Annotated in this window: 19 protein-coding genes; 12 read left to right on the plus strand and 7 right to left on the minus strand. The window is 67.6% G+C overall.

The genetic code is table 11. The features are described 5' to 3' along the window. Positions 1-21 precede the first annotated feature (21 nt). The 4 genes from L1080_RS13510 to L1080_RS13525 are packed head-to-tail and all read right to left on the minus strand — an operon-like array spanning position 22 to position 5,154. Complete coding sequence (locus L1080_RS13510) at positions 22-1,479, minus strand: aldehyde dehydrogenase family protein (RefSeq protein ID WP_250771534.1); 1,458 nt, start codon at positions 1,477-1,479, stop codon at positions 22-24. A 34-nt stretch (positions 1,480-1,513) separates the two neighbouring features. After that, positions 1,514-2,608 (minus strand): Zn-dependent alcohol dehydrogenase, encoded by a 1,095-nt coding sequence (locus tag L1080_RS13515; protein ID WP_250771570.1) that lies wholly within the window; start codon positions 2,606-2,608, stop codon positions 1,514-1,516. Between the two features lie 22 nt (positions 2,609-2,630). Then, positions 2,631-3,401: an enoyl-CoA hydratase/isomerase family protein gene (locus tag L1080_RS13520; protein ID WP_250771531.1), complete on the minus strand. Its 771-nt coding sequence runs from the start codon at positions 3,399-3,401 to the stop codon at positions 2,631-2,633. Positions 3,402-3,411: 10 nt separating this feature from the next. Next, a complete protein-coding gene (locus L1080_RS13525) occupies positions 3,412-5,154 on the minus strand; it encodes a class I adenylate-forming enzyme family protein (RefSeq protein ID WP_459030969.1) in 1,743 nt (580 codons plus the stop codon). A 147-nt stretch (positions 5,155-5,301) separates the two neighbouring features. Here L1080_RS13525 and L1080_RS13530 point away from each other — a divergent pair, with 147 nt between their 5' ends. Beyond that, positions 5,302-5,985: a TetR/AcrR family transcriptional regulator gene (locus tag L1080_RS13530; RefSeq protein ID WP_159921553.1), complete on the plus strand. Its 684-nt coding sequence runs from the start codon at positions 5,302-5,304 to the stop codon at positions 5,983-5,985. Between the two features lie 65 nt (positions 5,986-6,050). Here L1080_RS13530 and L1080_RS13535 read toward each other — a convergent pair whose 3' ends face one another. From L1080_RS13535 to L1080_RS13545, 3 genes are read right to left on the minus strand one after another with little or no spacing between them, the layout of a single operon-like run. Next, entirely contained in the window at positions 6,051-6,815 is a 765-nt protein-coding gene (locus L1080_RS13535) for a gamma-glutamyl-gamma-aminobutyrate hydrolase family protein (protein ID WP_250771527.1), read from the minus strand. Beyond that, positions 6,812-8,167, minus strand: a complete 1,356-nt coding sequence (locus L1080_RS13540; RefSeq protein WP_250771525.1) for a glutamine synthetase family protein — start codon at positions 8,165-8,167, stop codon at positions 6,812-6,814. The genes L1080_RS13535 and L1080_RS13540 overlap by 4 nt, the downstream gene beginning before the upstream one ends. Continuing rightward, on the minus strand, positions 8,160-8,822 hold the full coding sequence (locus L1080_RS13545; RefSeq protein ID WP_159921547.1) for a hypothetical protein: 663 nt from the start codon (positions 8,820-8,822) through the stop codon (positions 8,160-8,162). Before L1080_RS13545 ends, L1080_RS13540 begins: the two co-directional genes overlap by 8 nt. 155 nt (positions 8,823-8,977) lie before the next feature. Here L1080_RS13545 and L1080_RS13550 point away from each other — a divergent pair, with 155 nt between their 5' ends. The 11 genes from L1080_RS13550 (at position 8,978) to L1080_RS13600 (ending at position 20,622) form a co-directional block, all read left to right on the plus strand. Beyond that, the gene (locus L1080_RS13550; RefSeq protein WP_250771522.1) at positions 8,978-9,946 is read left to right on the plus strand and encodes an alpha/beta hydrolase; all 969 of its coding nucleotides are present in this window, start codon (positions 8,978-8,980) and stop codon (positions 9,944-9,946) included. 208 nt (positions 9,947-10,154) lie between these two features. Next, positions 10,155-11,429: a PucR family transcriptional regulator gene (locus L1080_RS13555; protein ID WP_250771517.1), complete on the plus strand. Its 1,275-nt coding sequence runs from the start codon at positions 10,155-10,157 to the stop codon at positions 11,427-11,429. Between the two features lie 126 nt (positions 11,430-11,555). Next, a complete protein-coding gene (locus L1080_RS13560; protein ID WP_109329069.1) occupies positions 11,556-12,194 on the plus strand; it encodes a hypothetical protein in 639 nt (212 codons plus the stop codon). Beyond that, on the plus strand, positions 12,191-12,955 hold the full coding sequence (locus L1080_RS13565; RefSeq protein WP_250771514.1) for an MlaE family ABC transporter permease: 765 nt from the start codon (positions 12,191-12,193) through the stop codon (positions 12,953-12,955). Before L1080_RS13560 ends, L1080_RS13565 begins: the two co-directional genes overlap by 4 nt. Further along, a complete protein-coding gene (locus L1080_RS13570; protein WP_109329065.1) occupies positions 12,955-13,776 on the plus strand; it encodes an ABC transporter permease in 822 nt (273 codons plus the stop codon). Before L1080_RS13565 ends, L1080_RS13570 begins: the two co-directional genes overlap by 1 nt. Continuing rightward, positions 13,773-14,960: an MCE family protein gene (locus L1080_RS13575; protein ID WP_250771511.1), complete on the plus strand. Its 1,188-nt coding sequence runs from the start codon at positions 13,773-13,775 to the stop codon at positions 14,958-14,960. The genes L1080_RS13570 and L1080_RS13575 overlap by 4 nt, the downstream gene beginning before the upstream one ends. Next, the gene (locus tag L1080_RS13580) at positions 14,957-15,973 is read left to right on the plus strand and encodes an MCE family protein (RefSeq protein ID WP_250771508.1); all 1,017 of its coding nucleotides are present in this window, start codon (positions 14,957-14,959) and stop codon (positions 15,971-15,973) included. The genes L1080_RS13575 and L1080_RS13580 overlap by 4 nt, the downstream gene beginning before the upstream one ends. Then, positions 15,970-17,010, plus strand: coding sequence for an MCE family protein (locus L1080_RS13585; protein ID WP_250771505.1), 1,041 nt, complete (start codon positions 15,970-15,972; stop codon positions 17,008-17,010). Before L1080_RS13580 ends, L1080_RS13585 begins: the two co-directional genes overlap by 4 nt. 2 nt (positions 17,011-17,012) lie before the next feature. After that, on the plus strand, positions 17,013-18,296 hold the full coding sequence (locus tag L1080_RS13590; protein WP_159921531.1) for an MCE family protein: 1,284 nt from the start codon (positions 17,013-17,015) through the stop codon (positions 18,294-18,296). Then, a complete protein-coding gene (locus L1080_RS13595) occupies positions 18,293-19,420 on the plus strand; it encodes an MCE family protein (protein WP_250771500.1) in 1,128 nt (375 codons plus the stop codon). Before L1080_RS13590 ends, L1080_RS13595 begins: the two co-directional genes overlap by 4 nt. Then, a complete protein-coding gene (locus L1080_RS13600) occupies positions 19,420-20,622 on the plus strand; it encodes an MCE family protein (RefSeq protein WP_159921527.1) in 1,203 nt (400 codons plus the stop codon). The genes L1080_RS13595 and L1080_RS13600 overlap by 1 nt, the downstream gene beginning before the upstream one ends.

Here is a 20,622-nt window from a genome sequence, read left to right on the forward strand (position 1 = left end):
GACGGAAAAGTGTCCCGAGCGCTACATCGGAAGATCGGGTGCATCGACGCCAACCACGCGGTCGCCGCAGAACACGCGGACGGACTCGCCGGGGGCGTGACCGCCGATTCCGGACGTGCCCCAGAAGCTCTGTGCCGAACCGTCGGCGAGATCGGCGACCTTGGCACCGTTCACTCGGACCTCGCCCGACAGCACCCGGGATCCGACCTCGATGGCGCGGTCCACGTCGCCGCCGAACACGTAGGCGTCCAGACCCGACGGGTTCGCATTGGCCACGCGCAGTGCGTCCTCGTCGGATTCCACGGCGTGCAGGCTGACGATCGGCCCGAACAGCTCGGCGGTCGCCACCGATGCGTCAACTCCCGTAGCGACGGTGGGCGACAGGAAGAATCCGTCGAGTGCGGGGAGGTTCGCGGGCTGATGGATAGTCGCGCCGTGCGCCCGCAGCCCTTCGATCCGGCTCTGCAGCGTGGCGAAATGTGGCGCGTTCGAAATGGGGCCCACTTGCGTGGCCTCTTCGAGGGAGTGTCCGATCTCGATGCGGGAGATGCGATCGATCAGCGCGCGGAGGAGCGGCTCGACGAGGCTCTTGTGCGCCAGCACCTTCCCGGGCCCCTCACACCACTGACCGTTGAGCTTGGTCATCCCCTCGAGGATGCCGTCGGCGGCCACGTCGATGTCGGCGTCATCCAACACGAGGGCCGGGTTGTTGCCACCGAGCTCGAGTTGGAGCACCTTGAAGTCTTCCGCTGCCGCGCGGGCGATCGCCCGGCCCGCGGTCGGTCCGCCGGTGAACGAGACGATCTTCACCCGGGGATCACCAGTGATCGCCGCTCCCACATCGCCCGCGCCGTGGACGAGCTGCAGTGCGCCCGCGGGCAGCCCGGCTTTGACGAAGCTCTCGACGATGATCTGGGCGCTGCTCGGCGCGTGCTCCGAGGGCTTGAGGATGACAGGGCACCCGGCGGCCAGCGCACTCACCATCTTCGCGGCGGGAATGAAACTCGGGCCGTTCCATGGGGTGAGGATGGCCGCGGGCCCCCACGGGACCTTGTACAGCCGCACGTCGCGGCCGCCGGCCGCCAGCGCCGTGCGCCGCGGGATGGTGCGTAGCTCCGCCGCGGACGAGCGGATCCTGTGCGGGAGGAACTCCGCGACCATCCGGGCCTTCGCGATCGGGACACCGCTGGTGAGAGCGTCGGTCCGGGCGATGTCTTCGATCCGGGTCTCGACGATCTCAGCTGCGCGCTCGATGACCGCCGCACGCTCCTCTCTCGCCGTGTCGTCCCAGCGTTCGAAGCCGTAGGACCGTTCGGCATGGCGCAGCGCGCGCTCCACGTCGTCCGGACTCGAGGTGACGGCCCGGTGGACGGGTTGGCCGGTGTTGGGGTCGAGATTCCACGCGTCCGGGATCGTCTGGCACTCGGACCACTCGTCGGCAATGTAGTTGACTGGCTGGGACAGTTGCGGATTCGCCATCTGGGGCTCCCTGGGTGCTCGAAGGGGTGGGGGTTCACACGGTGAGGTCGGCGACGATGCGGGTTACCTCTCCCGACTTCATCGCTTCGAAGCCCTTGTCGACCTCACTGAACGGGATGACGTCGCTGACCATCTCGTCGAGCAGCAGGCGACCCTGCAGGTAGAGGTGCGCGAACTGCGTAATATCCTCGTGCGCTTGGCCGGAGCCCATGTAGGAGCCGATGAGGCGCTTCTCACCGAAGAAGAAGTCCGACGCAGGGAGGGTGAGATCGGTGCCGTCGGGCGCGATACCCACGAGGCATGCGGTGCCCGTGGCCCGCAGGACCGCCAGCGCGGTAGCCGCGGTCCGCGCGTTGCCGACGGCCTCGAACGAGTAATCCACCCCGTCGCCGAGCACGTTCCGGATCTCAGCAGGGACATCTGCCGCCCCGTTCACAACGTGCGTGGCACCGTAGGTCCGGGCCGCCGCGAGCCGGGATTCGTCGAGATCCACGGCGACGATCGCCGAGGCGCCCGCGAGCCGCGCCCCTTGAATGATGGCCGATCCGACACCGCCGCAGCCGATCACGGCCACGGTCGCGCCGGGGCGTACCTGGGCGGCGCGGAACACGGCGCCGACACCGGTGATGATGCAGCACGAGAGCAGGCACCCGACATGTAGTCCCACCTCGTCGGGAACCTTCACCAGCGAGTTCTCCCGCATCAGGGTGTGGCGGGAGAACGCGCCGACGTCGCCGAGTCGCTCGACGACTTGGCCTCCCGGCACTTGGAAAGCCGGGCGCGACCGCTGCCGAATCTGCGCGACACGCTGGCACTGCGTCGAATGCCCGACCTGGCAGTTGCGGCACAACCCACACGACGGCGTGAGCGCGCCCACGACGCGGTCGCCGGGGAGCAACGAGGAGACCCCGGAGCCGACCGACTCGACGACGCCCGCCACCTCGTGCCCGACGACCACGGGCAGGTCGGCGCCCACGGTACCGGTCATGTAGTGCAGGTCGCTGTGACACAGGCCGACATTCGAGACGGCGAGGCGGACCTCGTGGGGCTCCGGGTCGTCGACCTGGATCTCGGTGAATTCCAGCGGTTCGTTCACCGCAGTGAGGACAGCTGCTTCGGTGGTGATCATCATGTCTCCGATCTTGATTGCGCTATTGCGACGCCGATGGCGCCGCGTTTTTCGATGTCCAGAAGCCCTCGATGCCTTCACTGAAGGCGCCGGACTCCCACGACTGGCGGGCGGCGTCGTCTTCGCGGGCGAACGCGGCCTCGATGGCTTCGAGGCGCGGCCGCAGCAAACCCAGGTGCAGCGCGGTGATACGAGGGTCGGTGTTCCACTGCCGGATCACCTCGACCGCGCGGTCCACGAGCGCCTCTGGGGCGGTGATCTCGTCGAGCAGCCCGATCCGCAGGGCCTCCTCCGCGCCGATCCGGCTGGAGCCAAGAATGATTCGCATCGCATGATTGCGCACCAGCCGGCCCATCAGGAGGCTGGCAGCGTTCGAAATGATGATCCCGCGGTGGTTCTCCGGCTGGTAGTACTCGGCGGCGGGGCTGCCGATCCGGGAGTCGCAGCAGAGCGTGATCTCCGAGGCACCGCCCACCGCAATACCGTTGACGGCGGCGATGACGGGAACCTTCGTCTCGAGAATTGCCCGGGTGATGTCATGGAAGGTCGCGAAGGCTTCGCGAATCTCGTCGTAGTCGGTCGGCACCGCCTGCAGGTCCTCCCCGGCGGAAAATGCCCGCCCGGTGCCCGTGAGGACGATCCCGCGGACGAGATCACCCGTACCGAACCGGCGGATCGTCTGCGCGAGCAGCACCCGGGTGGCCACATCCATCACGTTCAGCTTCGCTGGGCGGTTCAGCGTGAGCACCGCGACGTCGTCGTCGATGTGCACGTCCAGGTAGTGGTCGGTCATGTCTGGCTCCTCAGGCACGCGGGGGTTGCAGGTCGTAGGTGGTGCCGGGATGCTCGGCGGCGCGAATCTTCAGCGCAGGCTTCGACACCCGCTCGGACGGCGTGCGCGGGAAATCGGGGACGAACTCGACGTAGCGCGGGACCTTGAAGCGCGCCAGTTGGTTTCGAAGATTTCCGAGAATCCGCTCGGCAGTCTCGCGACCCTCCTCGACGCCTGCTGCCAGCTGCACGAAGGCCTTGACTTCCTCACCGAACAGCTCGTCGGGGACACCGACGACCGCGGCCGCGACGACGGTGTCGTCGCGTTCGAGCGCCCGTTCGACCTCGGCGCTGGCGATGTTCTCCCCGCCGCGACGGACCATGTCCTTGATCCGGCCGACCAGGCGATAGCTGCCCGCCTCGCGCACCGCGACGTCGCCGGTGTGCAGCCAGCCGTCGCGCAGGGCCTGCGCGGTCTCCTCGGGCCGGTTCCAGTAGCCGAGCATCATCGGCTTGCCCGCGGTGATCAGTTCGCCGGATTCACCGTCGCCGACCTCACGGCCTTGCGGGTCGACCACGCGGACCTGTTTGGTCGGCACCGGCTGACCCAGTCGTCCGCTGCCGACATCACCGGCCCTCTCGGGCAGGCTGAACAGGTCCACCCCGCTCTCCGTCATCCCGAAGATCTCCCGCCACGGCGCGCCCCAGCGTTGTTCGAGCTCGGCGTGCAACGCGACCGGAATGGCCGAGCACAGCACGATGCGCAGGTCGTTGTCGCGGTCGTCGGGGCTGGGCGGCTGCTTGAACAGCAGCGTGGGCATGGAACCGAGCACGTAGCAGAACGTGGCCCGGTGCTTTCGGACGTCGGCCATGAAACCGGAGGCGGAGAACCGGGGAAGCACCACCAGCGGCGCGCCGATCGTGAGGCATAACGACGTGTTCCACTGCGGGTCCATGTAGGAGAATGGCTGCGAGGTGAGGGCCACGTCGTCGGGGCCGAGACCGGCTGCGTTCGCGCAGACCCAGCCCAGCCGGGTCCAGTAATCGTGGGTGAGCATGCAGGCCTTGGGGAATCCGGTTGTGCCTGAGGTGTATTGGAGGTTCGCGAGGGTGTCGCCGGAGATGGCAACCCCCGGCCACGCCGCCGGATACTGCGTGAGCTCGTCGCGTGCACCGACTCCGACGATCCGGACATCGGCCAGATCGTCATTGGCGGCGCGCACCTCTTCGACGATCGGGGTGTGCGCGGCGTCGGTGAACATCACCCGGGCACCGGAGTCCCGCAGCACGAATTCGAGGTCTGCGCGCTGGTAAGACGAGTTCACCGGCACCGCGACGCCGCCTGCCCCGAGGATCGCAAGCCAGGCGACCGGCCACTGCACCACGTTGGGGAGCATGATCGCGACGCGGTCCCCCGGACGGACACCGTCTTCGGTGACCAACCGCTGGGCCAGCCGCGTGCTCCAGTCGTCGATCTCGGCGAAGGTCCACGACCCGTCGACGAATCGGAGGAATTCACGGTCGGGCGAGCGGACGGCCCGGTCGGCCAGGAGGCCGACGAGGGTGTCGATCGGCGGGTCCACGGACAGGCGTTCGAGCGCGATCGCGCGTTCGGCGTGGACCGATTCGACTTGGGTCATGTCGTCCTCTTCGCGGTAGCAGGTGGTAGGCCGTCGATCGCTCTGCAGTGGCCGGGCTGCGGCCGACGCGGCTCGCACGCCGTCGTCGACGGTTCTCGATGGGCCCGGTTCGCGAGGGAATGTGAGGCCTGCCATAACCGTAACGGTAGTGGGTCAAATGATCAAGGCGTTTGACTAACTAATTGCCCAACTGCAACGGATGCGGGTCTGGCGAATTGTTCGGGCTGGTAATGTCGAGTTTGACTTGATCAGTCGTTCAGATCTGGTGAGAAGGAGATTCGCATGGCTCGCATTCCCGCCGCGGAACGTCGCGCCGAGCTGGTAGCCGCGGCCGTGCGCGTGATCGCCGACCACGGAGTGGACGGAGCCACTACGCGCCGGATCGCCGAGGAGGCGAAGGCTCCACTGGCGACGCTGCACTACTGCTTCGCCACCAAAGAGGTGCTGTTCGGAGCGGTGTTCGAGTACCTCGCCGGTGAGTATCGCGACGTGCTCATCCGCAACGACGTCCACAGCGACATTCCGACCACCGCACGGGCGTTGTTACGCGGCCTGATGGAGTGGTACCTGGACAACCCCGCCTTCGGCGCGACAATCATCGAGCTGATCAGCTGGGGCCAGCGGGAGGGCGCGCAGGCCCAGCTGGTGTACAACGCCGCCTTCGAAACCATGCGTACGATCCTCGGCGCACCGTTGACCGCGGCGGGCCAACACGTTCCACCGGACACGATCGACCGGTTGATCTACTTGGTCGCCGCGCTGTCCGACGGCTTCGCACTCAACTGGCTGGTGTTCACCGACACCGCCGCGGCACAGATACAGATGGAGCTCACCCTCAGCGTGCTCGACACATGGATGGCGGCCAATCTTGGAGGGGGCTCCGCCGAGACGCTCACGGTCGAGATCCCCGAGAGCACGCCCGCGCCGGATATGCGGTCGCTGGTGTCCTGGGTCAGCGTGGACTGAACTCCCCACAGAAGCGACTGTGGCCCCCACCGGACCGGTGGCGGCCACAGCCATTTCCGCTTCGCTCAGTGCCGTTCGTTGGCCGCTTCGACGAGCCAGCGCACCGCGCCGTCGTCACCTGCCATCCACTCGGGATGCCACTGCACCCCGAACACGGCGGCTCCGGGCAGCTCCACCGACTCGGCGACACCGTCGTCGGTGCGGCCGGTGACGACCAGCCCGTCACCGCAGACATCGACCGCCTGGTGGTGCCATGAGTTAGTCACCAGCCGATCGCCGAACACCTTCTGGGCGGTTGTTCCCACGTCGAAGGTGACGACGTGCTCGGGATCGCCGTCCGACAGCGGAGGCGCCGACATGAGGTGCGTGATCGGTCCGACCGGTAGGTCGGGGATCAGCGTGCCGCCGAGGGTCACGTTGAGCACCTGCATGCCGCGGCAGACGCCGAGCAGCGGGATCTGGCGATCCAGCGCGACCCGGGTCAACGTCATCTCGAACTCGTCCCGGCTGGGATCGTGGACCGAGGGGTCGGTCCGCGGATCGATCCCGCTGACCACCGACTCGTCCCCACCCCAGCGGCTCGGATGCACATCTTGACCACCGGTGATCAGCACACCGGACAGCCAATCGCCCAGCTCCGCCGGATCGGCGTCGTAGGGCAGATTCACCGGCACACCACCGGCGCGGGTGATCCGCTCCGCGAAATCGGCGAAGTAGCTGTCGGTGAGCCGCTGACCGTAACCCGGGTGCGAGCCCTTGATCAGCCCCATCCTGAACCGTCGTCCGGTCAGACCGATCAGGGGCTTGCGCCGGGCCGAGCCCACGGTCACGGGAACTCGAAGTAGCGCGTGGACTCCCACTCGGACAGGTCGGCGAACGGGTCACCGCCGGTGGTGTGGAACTGCATCCACTCCCAGCGCCGCGTGCCGACCCAGTAGTCGACGAACTCGTCACCGAGCTGCTCGCGCAGGATCAGGTCGGTCTCGAGCGCGTCGGCCGCCTTGGTGATGGTGTCGGGCAGCCGTTCGAGGTCGGGCGCGCACCACGCCATATCGGTGATCGGGTCGGCCGGTTCGAGCTTGCCGTCGATCCCGGCGATCACACCGGCCAGGATTGTCGCGACCGCGAGGTACAGGTTGGCATCGGCGCCGGGCACGCGGTACTCGAGGCGGGAGTAGGCGGGGTGTCCGACCACCGCACGCACCGCGGTGGTCTTGTTCGCGATGCCCCAGGTCACGGTCGTCGGCGGACCGCTCAGGTCGACCAGGCGACGGAAGGAGGTGATCTGCGGGAGCATGACCGAGGTCGCCCCACGCATCGTCGCGAGCAGCCCGGCGACGGCGTGGCGCATGGTGTCCGACGGCCCCTCGGGAGCGTAGAACGCGTTGACGCCGTCGCGCTGCAGGGACACATTCACGTGCGAGGCCTGGCCGTAGCCCGCGGTCGGTTTGGCCATGAAGGTGACGGTGTGGCCGAGTTCGAAGGCCACCTCGCGCATCACCTGCCGGGAGCGAGCCCAATTGTCGCACACCGAGATCGGGTCACCGGGAACGAGATTGAGTTCGACCTGACCGGCCGCGTCCTCATCGCTCCACGCCTCCCACTCGATGCCGATCTCCTCGAGACGCCGCGCGACCGCCGACATGTAGTCGACCCAGTCCTTGGACTTCGCCAAGTTGTAGGCGGTGCCCGCGGACCCGCCGAGCGGGGTGAGATCGCGATATCCCTTCGCCCTTGCCTCGTGCACCGATTCCTGGAACAGGGTGGCTTCGATTTCGACCGCGATGGTCGCGGCGAAACCACGCGTGGCGAGCTGATCGACCATCTTGCGAGCGAGATTGCGGGGACACGTGCCGATCGGGGTGCCGTTGGGCTGCCAGTAGTCACCGATCACCGATTGCACACCGGGCGCCCACTGCACCAGCGTCGACAGGTCGGGCCGGAACTGCAGGTCGGCGAGATGGCCACGCCAGGCGGGGTAGTCGAACCCGAGGGTCGGCGCGTTGCCGAGGTCGAGGCCGAAGAGCAGATCGGCCATCGCGAAACCCGATTCCGCGCACGCGGTGAATTTCGCGGGCGAGACGTTCTTGCCGTGGAAGGAGCCGTCGTGGTTGGTGGACTCGATCCGGACCGTGTGCACGCCGGGTTCGAGAGCCGTTGCGGTGGTGGCGATTTCAGACATCGTAACGAACCTTCCAGGATGCTGCGACCAGCACGGACAGCTGCGAGAGCGTGCCACGCACGCCCATGAGGCCGGTGGACAGGGCGGCGAGCAGATCGACCGCGCCGGTGAAGACGGCCGCCAGCAGTTCCGGCGGGCCTGCGATGACATAGTGGGTCTCCCCCTCGCCCGCGACGACCTGCTCGACACCGTCGGGGCCCTCGATGACGGCGACCAGCATGTCGGGGATGCCGGGAACCGACCGGGCCTTGTCCCAGAAGCTCACCGCGGCGGTCTTCCAGTCAGGCAGCGGCGGCGACAGCAGCGCCACGGCGACGCCCAGCAACTCGGGCGAGCCGACGGGCTCGCCGACGGGGGCGAAGAACTGGTTCAGGTCGACGGTCGCGTCGAGGTCGGGCTCGACGAACACACCGCCCGACACCGCGATGGCACCGTCGGCGATGGTGAGCGTGGCAGCCTGCGGGGTGTCGTGGGAGCGGATCGCGATCGCGCCCGACAGTCCGGCAGGCAGGAGTGAGCTGTCGGCGCGCAGAGAATCGGCGATGGTCCGGGCGATGAGCCGGACGATCGGACTTGCGTCGTCCTCGATCCGGATGTCGACCCCGCCGACCGAGTCAGCCCCGCGTGTCGCGGGACCGATCGTCGTTTCGGTCATCATGTTGTCCTTTCGATTCGACGAGATCGTGTGCGCGGTACACCGTCGACAGCGGATCCCAAATGGAACGTGAACTTCTAGTCAAATGTCTGGGTCACGTGACTAAGATGGTGAGGCACAGATCACTACTTGTCAACGATCAGCGAGGAATTCTGATGAACGACGCCGCTCCCGCCTGGCGGAATCTGCTCGATGACCAGGCCACGGCCGTGGCCGGATTGATCAGCCAGTTGCTGCCGAAACGCCTGCACGAGCTGGGTCCCGAGCAGGCCCGCGCGCTGGTCAACTCCGCACCGTCCGCCGAGCCGATCACGCGCCTCGACCATGTCGAGCAGCTGACCGTGCCGACTCGGACGGGCGCGATCGCGGCCCGTCTGTACCGCGCGGACGGTGCCGGCTCCCGCGGGCCCGGCCGCCCCACCCTCGTCTACCTACACGGCGGCGGGTTCGTCCTGGGCACCCTCGACGGAGCCGACGAGCTGTGCCGCGCGATCGCCGCCGGGTCGGGCTGGACGGTCGTGTCTCTGGAATACCGACTGGCGCCCGAGAATAAATTTCCGGCCGCACTGGAAGACTGCATCGACGCCTACACGTGGCTGGCCAGATCGGCGCCCGACCTGGGCATCGACCCGGCGCAGATCGCGGTCGGCGGCGACTCCGCGGGCGGCAATCTCGCCACCGCCCTGTGTCTGTACCGGCGCGAAAAGGGCGACACCCTGCCGGTGGCGCAGGTGCTCGCCTATCCCGCCGTCGACGACGGGTTCACTCGGCCGTCGTGGTCGGATTTCGCCGACGCGCCACTACTCGGCGCCGCGGAGGGTCGCTGGTTCTGGGAGCAGTACACAGGGGCAGGCCATCCCGGCGGCGACCCACTCGCGGCGCCGATGCATGCGGAGTCGTTGCGGTGTCTGCCGCCCGCGCTGATCATCACCGCGGAGGTCGACCCGATCCGCGACGACGCCGAGGCCTACGCTCAGCGGCTGCGCGAGGACGGCGTACCGGTGTCGTCGACCAGGTACCGCGGCGTCTTCCACGGCTTCTTCACCGAGGTCACGGTGTTCGCGCAGGCCAAGCATGCAGTGGAGGAGGTGTGCCAGTACCTGCGCGAGCTTTCGCGCGGCTAGCGGGGGTCACCGGGGTGGGCGCACGCGAGCTCCTGTTGGCGACCGGCGGAACCGGTGACACGTTGTGAGTCAATCGTTATAGTCGGATGATCATGTCACGCGCCCACCGAACTCCTGCCCCCTGCACGACGCACCGAACTCGCTCACCGCGGCTACCCCGGTGTGCTGCTCGGCGGCGAAAAGGTCGACCGCAAGATCGGCCGGATCCATGACGACATCTATTGGCGGTATTTCTCGGGGAGACAACATCCTTCGACCGGTTGCCCTGGAGATGGGCCACCGGATGGAGGCGTTCGTCTCCGACCTGATGACCTCGGCGCGTTCGGAACTGCCCGAGCTCACCGAAGACGAGCGGATGGCCGCCCTGCTGGAGGCCAGCATCGTCGAGGACGTGATCGCGGTGATCGAATTCCTCGACGATGCCGTCGGCGAAGCCGATATCCAGCTGCCCCTGCCGGTGCGTTCGTTTCTGCGGGTCCTCGCCCAACGGGATGTCTCCATCACCGTGGTGATCCGCGCCTACCGGATGGCGCAGACCGACTTCCTCGATCAGGCGATGAGCTTCGCCCTCACCCTCGGCCCCGAGGCGAGTCCGCAAGCCATCATCGCGTTGGTCAACCGCACCGCGTTGTGGATCGACCGCATGCTCGAACAGGTCGGTGAGGTCTACGAGGCCGAGCGGGACAGGTGGGTGAGCAGCCGCAGCGGGTTGCACAGGCAGTGGGTCGAGACGCTACTGACGGGAGCGGGTGCCGAAGTGCACCACGCCGAGCAAGCCCTGGGATATCGGCTCGACACCGTCCACCTCGCGGTCGCGGCGTGGCTCGACGAGTCGGTGTCCACCCGCGACGCGCTGACCCTGTTCGACGAGACGCGCTCGCTGCTGGCCAAGTACGTCGGTGCGACAGGCCATCCGCTGATGGTGCCGACCGATGAGCACGAGGTCAGGCTGTGGATTCCGCTGCGCGGCAACGAGCCGTTCGACGTCGAGGCGATGGAAGCGGCGCTGGCCGAGCATGGCCTCGGCGTCCGCTTGGCGCTCGGCGACTCCGGTCGCGGCGAGAACGGTTTCCGGCGTTCACATCTGCAGGCCACCCGTGCCCAGCGCGTGGCCCTCGCCTGCGCGGGCCGTCGCCGGGTTGTCGCCTATGCCCAGATCACGCCGCTGGCCCTGATGACCGACGACATCGACGCACTGCGGTGGTTTGTGCGCCGCACACTCGGCGACCTGGCGGCCGATGGGGAACGCGACTGCTGGCTGCGCGAGACTCTGCTGACTTTCCTGTCGTGCGGTCGCAGCTACACCGCGGCCGCGGACGCGATGCATCTGCACCGCAACACGATTCAGTACCGGCTCCAGCAGGCCGCGGAGCGGTTGGGACACGACTTCGAGGATCCGGCGATCGTGCTCGACATCCAGCTCGCGTTGCAGGCCTGCCGCTGGCTGGGTTCGACCGTGCTGAGCAGGCCCGAGGACAACTGACTCCTTGGTGCTCATCGCACGAACGGGGACCCCAATTTCGTGCGGTCGGCATATGGTCCAGCTCAGAACAGTTGCCTACTGTGACATGCGCTACGTCGAAACCGGCGGGTGCCGAGGGCTGGGTCCGTGAACCGGCAGCCGATTCCCCGCCGCCAGATCGATGTCGCCGAGAAGCAATCGACGCCCCGAAATCTCTTGCGCACCAAGGTTTTGTTCTCACCGCTCGATGCCCTGTCCCGCGCGTTGCCGCCCGATCGCGAGGAAACCGTAGTGCTGATACCGAGCAGTCCTGTCCTGACCCGACACGGCACCCACCCAAAAACCGGTGCGCCCGCCAACTTCGCCCGTAGGCTGGGCGATCCCCGGATCGTCCGTGGCGCCGGGTGTGCCGCGGTGATGGTGTCGGTGCGGGTGCTCATCGGTTCCCTGCTCGACACCTGGCCACAGCACGGGGCGTGGTTCCGTGGCGCGGGCGCCGTTGTCGTCGTCGGGGCGGCGGCGGCGTGGGGAGCGTGGGACGGAAAGCGCGCCGACCGGGCGCCCGATGCCGACCCGACGCTGCGCTGGCTGGCGGCGGCCGTGGTCGCCGGTGTCGCCGCCGGGGCGGCGGCGTGGTTGCTCGCCCGCGGTGGGGTTCCGGTCTACCGGATCAACTCGCTGCCGTTCGAACTCACCGCCGGCGCGGCCTGGACACTGCTGCTCGTCTTCGTCGCCGCTGTGGCGGGCCTGCGCGGCGCGGCAGGCAAGAAGCGGCGGGCGCGATGACGAATCCCGTTGCGCGCCCGTTGACTCTGCTCGGCGAGTTCTTCGCCATGTCGGCCGACGCCTTCCGCGGAATGATGGTGTGGCCGTTCCAATGGCGCGAGTTCATCAGCCAGTGCTGGTTCATCGTGCGGGTGTCGTTGCTGCCGACGCTGCTCGTCGCGCTGCCGTTCACCGCGTTGATCAGCTTCACCTTCAATATCCTCGCCGCCGAATTCGGTTCCTCGGATGTGGCGGGCGCGGGTGCCACGCTCGGCGCGGTCACCCAGGTGGGACCGGTAGTGACGGTGCTGGTGGTCGCGGGAGCCGGGGCAACCGCGATCTGCGCCGATCTCGGGTCGCGCACCATCCGCGAGGAGATCGACGCGATGGAGGTGCTCGGCATCGACCCGATCGTGCGGCTGGTCTCGCCCCGGGTGCTGGCTTCAACGCTGGTGGCGCTGTTGCTCAACGCGCTGGTCTGCGCGATCGGGATCGTCGGCAGCTTCATCTTCTCGGTGTTCTTCCAGAACGTCACCCCCGGCGCGTTCGTCGACGGAATTCCCCTGCTCACCGGGGTACCGGAATTGGTGATCTCGGAGGTCAAGGCCGCCTCGTTCGGGCTCATCGCGGCCCTGATCGCGTGCTCCCGGGGCCTGACCGTCAAGGGCGGCGCCAAGAGTGTGGGACAGGCGGTCAACGAAACGGTCGTCTACGCGTTCATGGCGTTGTTCCTGGTCAACGTCGTGACGACCGCCATCGGTATCAAGATGACAGGTCGCTGATGGCGATCGTCGGAGTATCAGGAGCGAAGCGAACGCTCGACGAGGTCGGCAGGCAAGCGGTCTTCTACCGCGACGCCATCCTGGAAATACCATTCGCCGTGCGGCGTTTCCCCCGCGAGACGCTGCGCTTGGTCGCCGAGGTCGCGCTCGGTTCCGGTGCGCTGGCACTGATCGGTGGCACGGTAGTGATCTGTGGTTTCCTCACGTTGTCCGCCGGTGCGGTCGTCGCGCTGCAGGGGTACGCCTCACTGAGTGACATCGGTGTCGAGGCGTTGACGGGGTTCTTCGCGGCCTGCGTGAATGTCCGCATCGCCGCGCCGTCGATCGCCGGCGTCGGACTCGCCGCGACCATCGGCGCGGGCGCGACGGCGCAACTGGGCGCCATGCGGATCTCGGAGGAGATCGACGCGCTGGAAGTTATCGGCGTGCAGTCGGTGCCATATCTCGCCTCGACCCGCATCGTGGCGGGGGTGATTGCGATCGTTCCCGTGTACGGGGTGGCGGTCGTCGCGTCGTTCCTGGCCAGCCGCACCGTCACGGTCGTCGTCTGGGGTCAGTCCGGCGGCGTCTACGACCACTACTTCCGGTCGTTCCTTGTACCGACGGACCTGCTGTGGTCATTTCTGCAAGCGATTCTGATGGGACTGGTCGTCATGCTGATCCACACCTACTTCGGGTACACCGCCTCGGGCGGTCCCGCCGGGGTCGGTGAGGCTGTCGGGCGCGCGGTGCGCGCGTCGCTGGCCGCCGTCGTGTTCGTCACCCTTGCCGTCTCCCTGGCCGTCTATGGCGTGTCGGGCAACTTCCACTTCGCCGGATGAAGCGCCGATCGCCGCGGCGCGGACCACGGGAACCGCACTACACCTTCGACGGTGTGGCCTTCCTGTCAGTGCTCGCCGTTGTCGCCGTGTTCGTCGCGCTCCAGTTTCGCGGGACCTTCGTGCGCAGCGTCGATGTCGTGCTGCTGACGCCGCGCTCGGGCCTGAGTCTCGAGCCGGGCGCGCGGGTGAAGATGCTCGACGTGCAGGTCGGTCGGATCGCGAAGGTCGAGGAAACCGACGGTTATGCCCGGGTCGAAGTGCACCTGTTCCCCGATCAGGTCGACGCGGTACCCGACAATGTGCTCGCCACGATCGACTCGACCTCCGTCTTCGGCGCCAAGTACATCAATCTCGTTCGGCCGGCGCAGCCTTCGACGCGTCACATCGACACCGGTGACACCATCGATGCCCGCGAAATCACACCCGAACTGAACACTTTGTTCGAGCGGTTGACGACCGTGCTGCGCGCGGTGTCGCCCCAGGATCTCAACGCCACCCTCACCGCCATCGCCGACGCCGTGCGTGACCGCGGCGCCCGGATCGGCGGTACACTCGAGCGCGCCGACTCCTACTCGAGCGCGCTGCGGCCGAGCCTCGAGCACCTGCAACGCGACCTCCGGGTCACCGCGGATGTCGCGCACATCTACGCGGACGCGGCGCCGAGCCTGCTCGACACGGTCGAATCCCTGACCACCACCGGTTCGACGATCGTCGAGCAGGCCGACGATCTGGACCGGTTCCTACTCGCCGCCGTCGATTTCGGTGACTCCGGGAGCACGCTGCTGGACCACAATCGGGCCGCGGTCGCCGGCCTGCTGCGCGATCTGGTGCCTACCACCGGGTTGCTCGGCGACTACTCCCCCGAATTCCCCTGCTTCTTCCAAGGATTGGATGAGGCACGAGCTGCGGTCGAGACGGCGATCGGCGGCACCGTTCCCGGCATCAATGTCAGCGGAACGGTGCTGGCGGGTGAGACGCCCTATCACAATCCGGACAACCTACCGAAAGTCGCGGCCAGTGGCGGACCCAGGTGCGGACACCTACCTTCGGTGAACCCCGCCGACGGACCCGCGCCCTACGTCGTTACCGACACCGGGGTGAACCCCTTTGCGCCGGAAGGCAAACAGGCCCAGCTCAACGTGCTCGACTTCCTGCTGTACGGCATCCCAGGAGGACCGCGATGACCAAGACTACGGTCAAATTCGGGATCTTCGGTGTCGCCATGATCTTCGTCCTGGTGATGCTGATCCTGGTGCTCGGCCGGATCCGGCTCGACAGCCGGACACCGTACGAGGCGATCTTCGCCGACACCTCCGGACTCACCTCGGGCCAGGAAGTGCGGATCGCGGGAGTCGATGTGGGGCGGGTGCACGCGGTGGATCTCGACGGGCGCCGGGCCCACGTCCAGTTCGACGTTATGGACACCGTGCAGATCACCGAGAACGCGATCCTGCAGGTGCGATACCAGAACCTGCTCGGTGATCGCTACCTCGAGATCACCAACGGCCCGGCGAGGTCCGAAGCGATGCCCGAAGGCGGGGTCTTCCCCGTCGAACAGACGAAACCCGCACTTGATATCGACGCGCTGCTGGGCGGGCTCGCGCCGTTGACCAGATCGCTGGAACCCAAACAGATCGACCAGCTCTCCGGCGATCTGCTGCGGGTGCTGCAGGGCCAGGGCGGCAGCGTCACGGGCATCCTGCAGCAGGTCGCCGTGCTGACCAACCAGCTGGCCGATCGGGACGTGCTGATCGGCGCCGTGATCGCCGAGCTCGGCACCACGCTCGAGTCGATCGGCAAGGACCGCGGTGCGGTCTCGACCATCATCGACCGGCTCCAGCAACTGGTGACCCGGCTGTCGAGCCAGAGCGTGCCGATCGCCGAGGCACTGGCCCATCTCGACGACGGCTCGGCAACGCTGGCCGACCTGCTGCTCGATGACCGAGCGGCCGTTCAGGGCGTCGTCACCGAAACGCACCGCACGGCAACGCTTCTCGATGACGGCAGCGAACAGATCGAGTCGGTGCTGAGCGAACTGCCCGAGGCCTACCGGCGCCTGAGCCGCCTCGGCTCCTACGGCAGCTTCTTCAACTTCTACCTGTGCTCGGTGTCGATCCGCGTCGACGGGCCGGGCGGTGCGCCGATCGAGGCGAAACTCGTGCAGCAAGACCAGGGCAGGTGTGTAACCCCACAATGATCAGTTACAACAGAGATCGGAGCACGAGGGCCGGAATCATCGGTGCCACAGTCATTCTCGCCGCGGTGGTCGCGGTGTCCTATTACGACGACCTCGTCTTCCTCGACATCGATCACGAGATCACCGCGATCTTCGCCGATGCCGATGGCATCGAGGTCGGCGACAAGGTCGAGCTCGTCGGCGTGAACGTCGGGCAGGTCACCGAGATCGCGTTGCGAGGCACCGACGTGGAGGTGACCATGTCGGTGCGCGACGATCTCGCCCTCGGCGAGCAGCCGCGAGCGCAGATGCGTACCAGAGCGGTGCTCGGCGCCAAGGCGATCGTGCTGGTTCCCAGCGACGACCCCGGCCGCTACGACCCGGAGGTACCGATTCCGCTGGAGCGCACCCGCGCGCCCTACGACCTGCCGACCGAGCTGGGCGCACTCACCGCGAACGTGGCCGATATCGACACCGATCAGCTGTCGGACGCGCTACGCGCCACTTCGGAGGTGCTCGCGGAGTCGGCGCCCGAAGTCCACACCGCGCTCGACGGGGTGGCCCGGCTTTCGGACACTCTCGGCTCCCGCGACGAGGCATTGAAGGAGCTGTTGCGGCACGGTTCGACGGTGAGCGGGGTGCTCGCCGAACGCCGGACCCAGCTGAACGCGCTTGTTCTGGACGGCAACACACTGTTCGCGGCGGTCGATGCCCGCCGCGCTGCACTGCACACCTTGGCGACGCACCTGTCGGCGGTCGCGCAGCAGATCAGCGGGCTGATCGCGGACAACCGCGAGCAGCTGGGACCGGCACTCGAGCGGGTGAACCGGGTGCTGGATCTGCTCGAACGGCATCAGGCCTCACTGGAGGCGGCGATCCCCGAGCTGGCCACCTATGCCCGGACACTCAACGAGGCACTCGGCAGCGGCCCGTTCTTCCAGGCCTACATCACCAATCTGCTGCCCGGCCAGTTCGTTCAGCCGTTCATCGACGCCGCGCTCGGCGACGGCCGCCTACCGACCCCACCCGCCGAGACCCTGACGGAGGGACCACGATGAGGATGAACCGCCGAACCCTTTCCCTGGCCACGGGCGTGGGGATCCTCGTGTTCCTGGCCTTGCTCAGTTACGTCATCGTCCCGAAGTTGTCGCAGCGTTCGGTCACCGCGTACTTCCCGGCCGCCGTCGGCCTGTTTCCGGGGGATTCCGTGCGGATCCTCGGCGTCGACGTGGGCAGTGTCGAGCGGATCGACCCGGAAGGGACACGGGTGGCCGTCCGGATGCGACTGGACCGCCAGTGGGAGCTGCCTGCCGACGTGCAAGCGGTGATCGTGGCGCCGACGCTCGTGACCACCCGGTTCGTCCAGCTCACCCCCGCTCATACCGGCGGCCCGGCACTCCCCGACGGCGGCGTGATTCCGCAGGAGCGCACCGCGATGCCCGTGGAATGGGACGTCGTCAAAGAACAGCTCACCCGGCTCACCCAGACCCTCGGACCCCGCGCTGACGGTACCGGGCCGGCCACCGGCACCCTCGGCGAGTTCGTCGGGAACGCCGCGGACAGTGCGCGCGGCAACGGGGCGACTCTGCACGACACCCTCGACAAGCTCGCCCGCACGACCACGGCGCTGTCGGACGGGCGTACCGACCTGTTCGCGATGGTGCGGAATCTGTCGATGCTGGTCGAGGCGTTGTCGCAAAGCCACGAGCAGATCGTGCAATTCAACGGTCACCTGGCCTCGGTGACCCAATTGCTCGGCACCAGCGAGACGACGCTCGGCGACGCGGTGGCCGAACTCGACGGGGCAATGCTCGATATCGGGCAGTTCGTCCGGGACAACAAGCAAGCTCTCGGGGACACCGTCGACGGGCTCGGTGCCGCCACCCAAGCGCTGGTTGACAAGCGTCGTGACCTCGAACAGGTCTTCCACATTGCCCCGACGACCCTTGTCAACCTGAGCAACATCTACCAGCCGGCACAGAACTCGCTGACCTCGGCGACAGTGCTGACCAATACCGCCAATCCGGTCCAGTTCCTCTGCGGCGCGATCGCAGGCGCGGGTGAACAGGGCGCACAGGAAGCGACCGATCTATGCATCCACTATCTCGGCCCCGTGCTGAAAACCCTGGCGTTCAACCACATTCCGCTCGGGACGGTGGTCGGCAACACGGTCGGGGCCCTGCCCGATCAGATCGTCTACAGCGAACCCGGACTGGCGGAACCGGCCGTGACCAGCCCAGAGCCGGTGGCGGCGACCGCACCACCGGCGACCGGTGGGCTGCCGGGTCTGCTGCTGCCCGGTTTGCCGCCACTGGCCGCGCCGTTCGGGACCGGTCCGCGATGACCGGCCGCGCGCGCACCGTGCTCGCCCTCGCCGGCGGCCTCGCCGCGACCACTCTGCTGTCGAGCTGCGGGTGGACCGGCCCGAACCAGTTCGCCCTCCCCGGCGCGGCAGGCGGCGGTGACGGGGCATGGGAGGTGCAGATCGAGCTGCCTGACGTGACAACACTGACCGAGAACGCTCGGGTACGCGTGGGGGACGTGAATGTCGGCACCGTCCGCCGGATCGAGGTCGACGGCGATCACGCCCTGATCACGGTCTCCCTCGACGAGCAGGTGCGCTTGCCTGCCAACGCCACCGCGAAGATCGGCTCGACGAGCCTGCTCGGTTCCGCCCACGTGGAATTGCTGGCCCCACCCCAGCCGGCGGGCGAACTTTGCGACGGTGACCGCATTCCGCTCGATCGCGGCGGTGCCTACCCGACCACCGAACAGACCCTGTCGACCCTGTCTTTCCTGCTCAACGGCGGTGGCATCGGCAAGCTGGAGGAAATCAACCGCGAAGTGGCGCTTGCCCTGTCGGGGCGCGCGGACGTGGTGCGCAATTTGCTGACCAATGTGGAGGACTTCACCACCCGGCTCAACGCGCAACGGAACGACCTCATCCGCGCCCTCGAGGGCATCGACCGCTTCGCCCAAATCGTCGCCGACGACCGTCAGGTGGTGGAAGACGGTGTCGCCACCCTGGCACCGGCACTGAGCACCTTGAACGAACAGCGAGACGACCTGGCCGCCGCACTACTGGCGATCGGCGACTTTGCCGACGCCGCGAACGAGGTGATCACCGGCAGCCGCGCCGAACTCGACGCGAACCTGCGCGCACTCGAGCCGACCCTGCGCGGGCTGGCCGACGCGGGGCCCGCGCTGCCGTCGTCGCTGTCGTTCCTCGGGACCATCCCGTTCCCGCTCAACACCTACCGGAACGCAATCCAGGGTGATTTCGCGAACCTGTTCCTGAATCTCGACCTGACCACCGCTCGGCTGGACCGGGCGTTGCTCACCGGCACTCCCGCGGCCGGTCAGCTCGCCTCGCTCGGCGGGTTGATCGGCCAATTGCCCCCGATCGCACCGACTTCGGACAACCCGCTGTTCAGTCCGCTGAATCCGCCGAGCCGAGGAGGAAACTGATGCTCCTCACGAAATTCGTCCGCTACCAGCTCGGAGCGTTCGCGATCATCACGGTCGTCGTCGTCAGTTGGATCCTCGTCTCCTATCTCCGGGTGCCCGCAATGCTCGGAATCGGACGCAGTACAGTCGAACTCGCGCTCGCCTCGGGCGCCGGGCTGTACCCGAAATCGAACGTGACCTACCGCGGTGTGCACGCGGGCGTCGTGCACAGCTTGCGAATCAACACCGACATCGTCGTAGTCACCGTGTATCTCGACGCCGACCTCGACATCCCCAAGACCGACCTGCGCGCCGAGGTGCACAGCCGGTCGGCGATCGGCGAACAGTACATCGAGCTGCTGCCCCAGACGGATTCGGCGCCCTACCTCGCTGACGGTGACCGCATCGACAGCACCCGGCTGCCGACCCCGACGGCGCACATGGTCAACGCCCTCGATGCCGCACTCGGCGACATCCCCCGCGAAGACCTGCAGACGGTGATCACCGAGAGCGGCACGGCGTTTCGCAACTCCGGACCCGACCTGCAGCAGATCCTCGACGGCCTCGACAACGTGCTCGACGAGGGCCACCGCAATCTCGCACCGACCCTGCACCTGATCGACAATGCCGGCGCCCTGCTGGACACCCAGCTGGCCGCGGGCGACGACATCCGGGCGTGGACGGGGTATCTCGGTGCGATCACCGGCTCGCTCGCCGCCAACGACGCCCACGTGGGCGCCCTGCTGGGCGGTGGCGAGGAGGCCGGAACCCAGGCGGCCGACCTGTTCCGCCGGATCAGCCCGACCTTGCCCCGCGCCCTGGGAAACCTGCAGTCGGTCGCCGACGTCCTGCGGATCTACAATATGAGCCTCGAACAGATCCTCGTGGTCTACCCGCCGCTGGCCGCGATGGCGCAGAGCATCGTCAAAGGTTCCCACCCCGGGATGGCCAACCTCGACTTCAACCTGAATGTCAACGCGCCTCCACCGTGCCTGACCGGGTTCGTGCCGCCCGATCAGCGCCGGTCACCGAGCGAGTCGGCGGTGATCGACAGCCCGACACCCAACTACTGCGGCGTCGCGCCGGGCGAATCCTATGTGCCACGTGGCGCGCGCAATATGCCGTGCGTGGAGAACCCGGGGGTGCGTGCTCCCGATGTCGACTCCTGCCGCGCGGGCGGTACCGCACCGCTCGGCACCAATCCCTGGATCGGAGGTCCGTAA

It is taken from the genome of Rhodococcus sp. MSC1_016 (genome assembly GCF_023667485.2).
GTDB classification, from domain to species: Bacteria; Actinomycetota; Actinomycetes; order Mycobacteriales; family Mycobacteriaceae; genus Rhodococcus_F; species Rhodococcus_F oxybenzonivorans.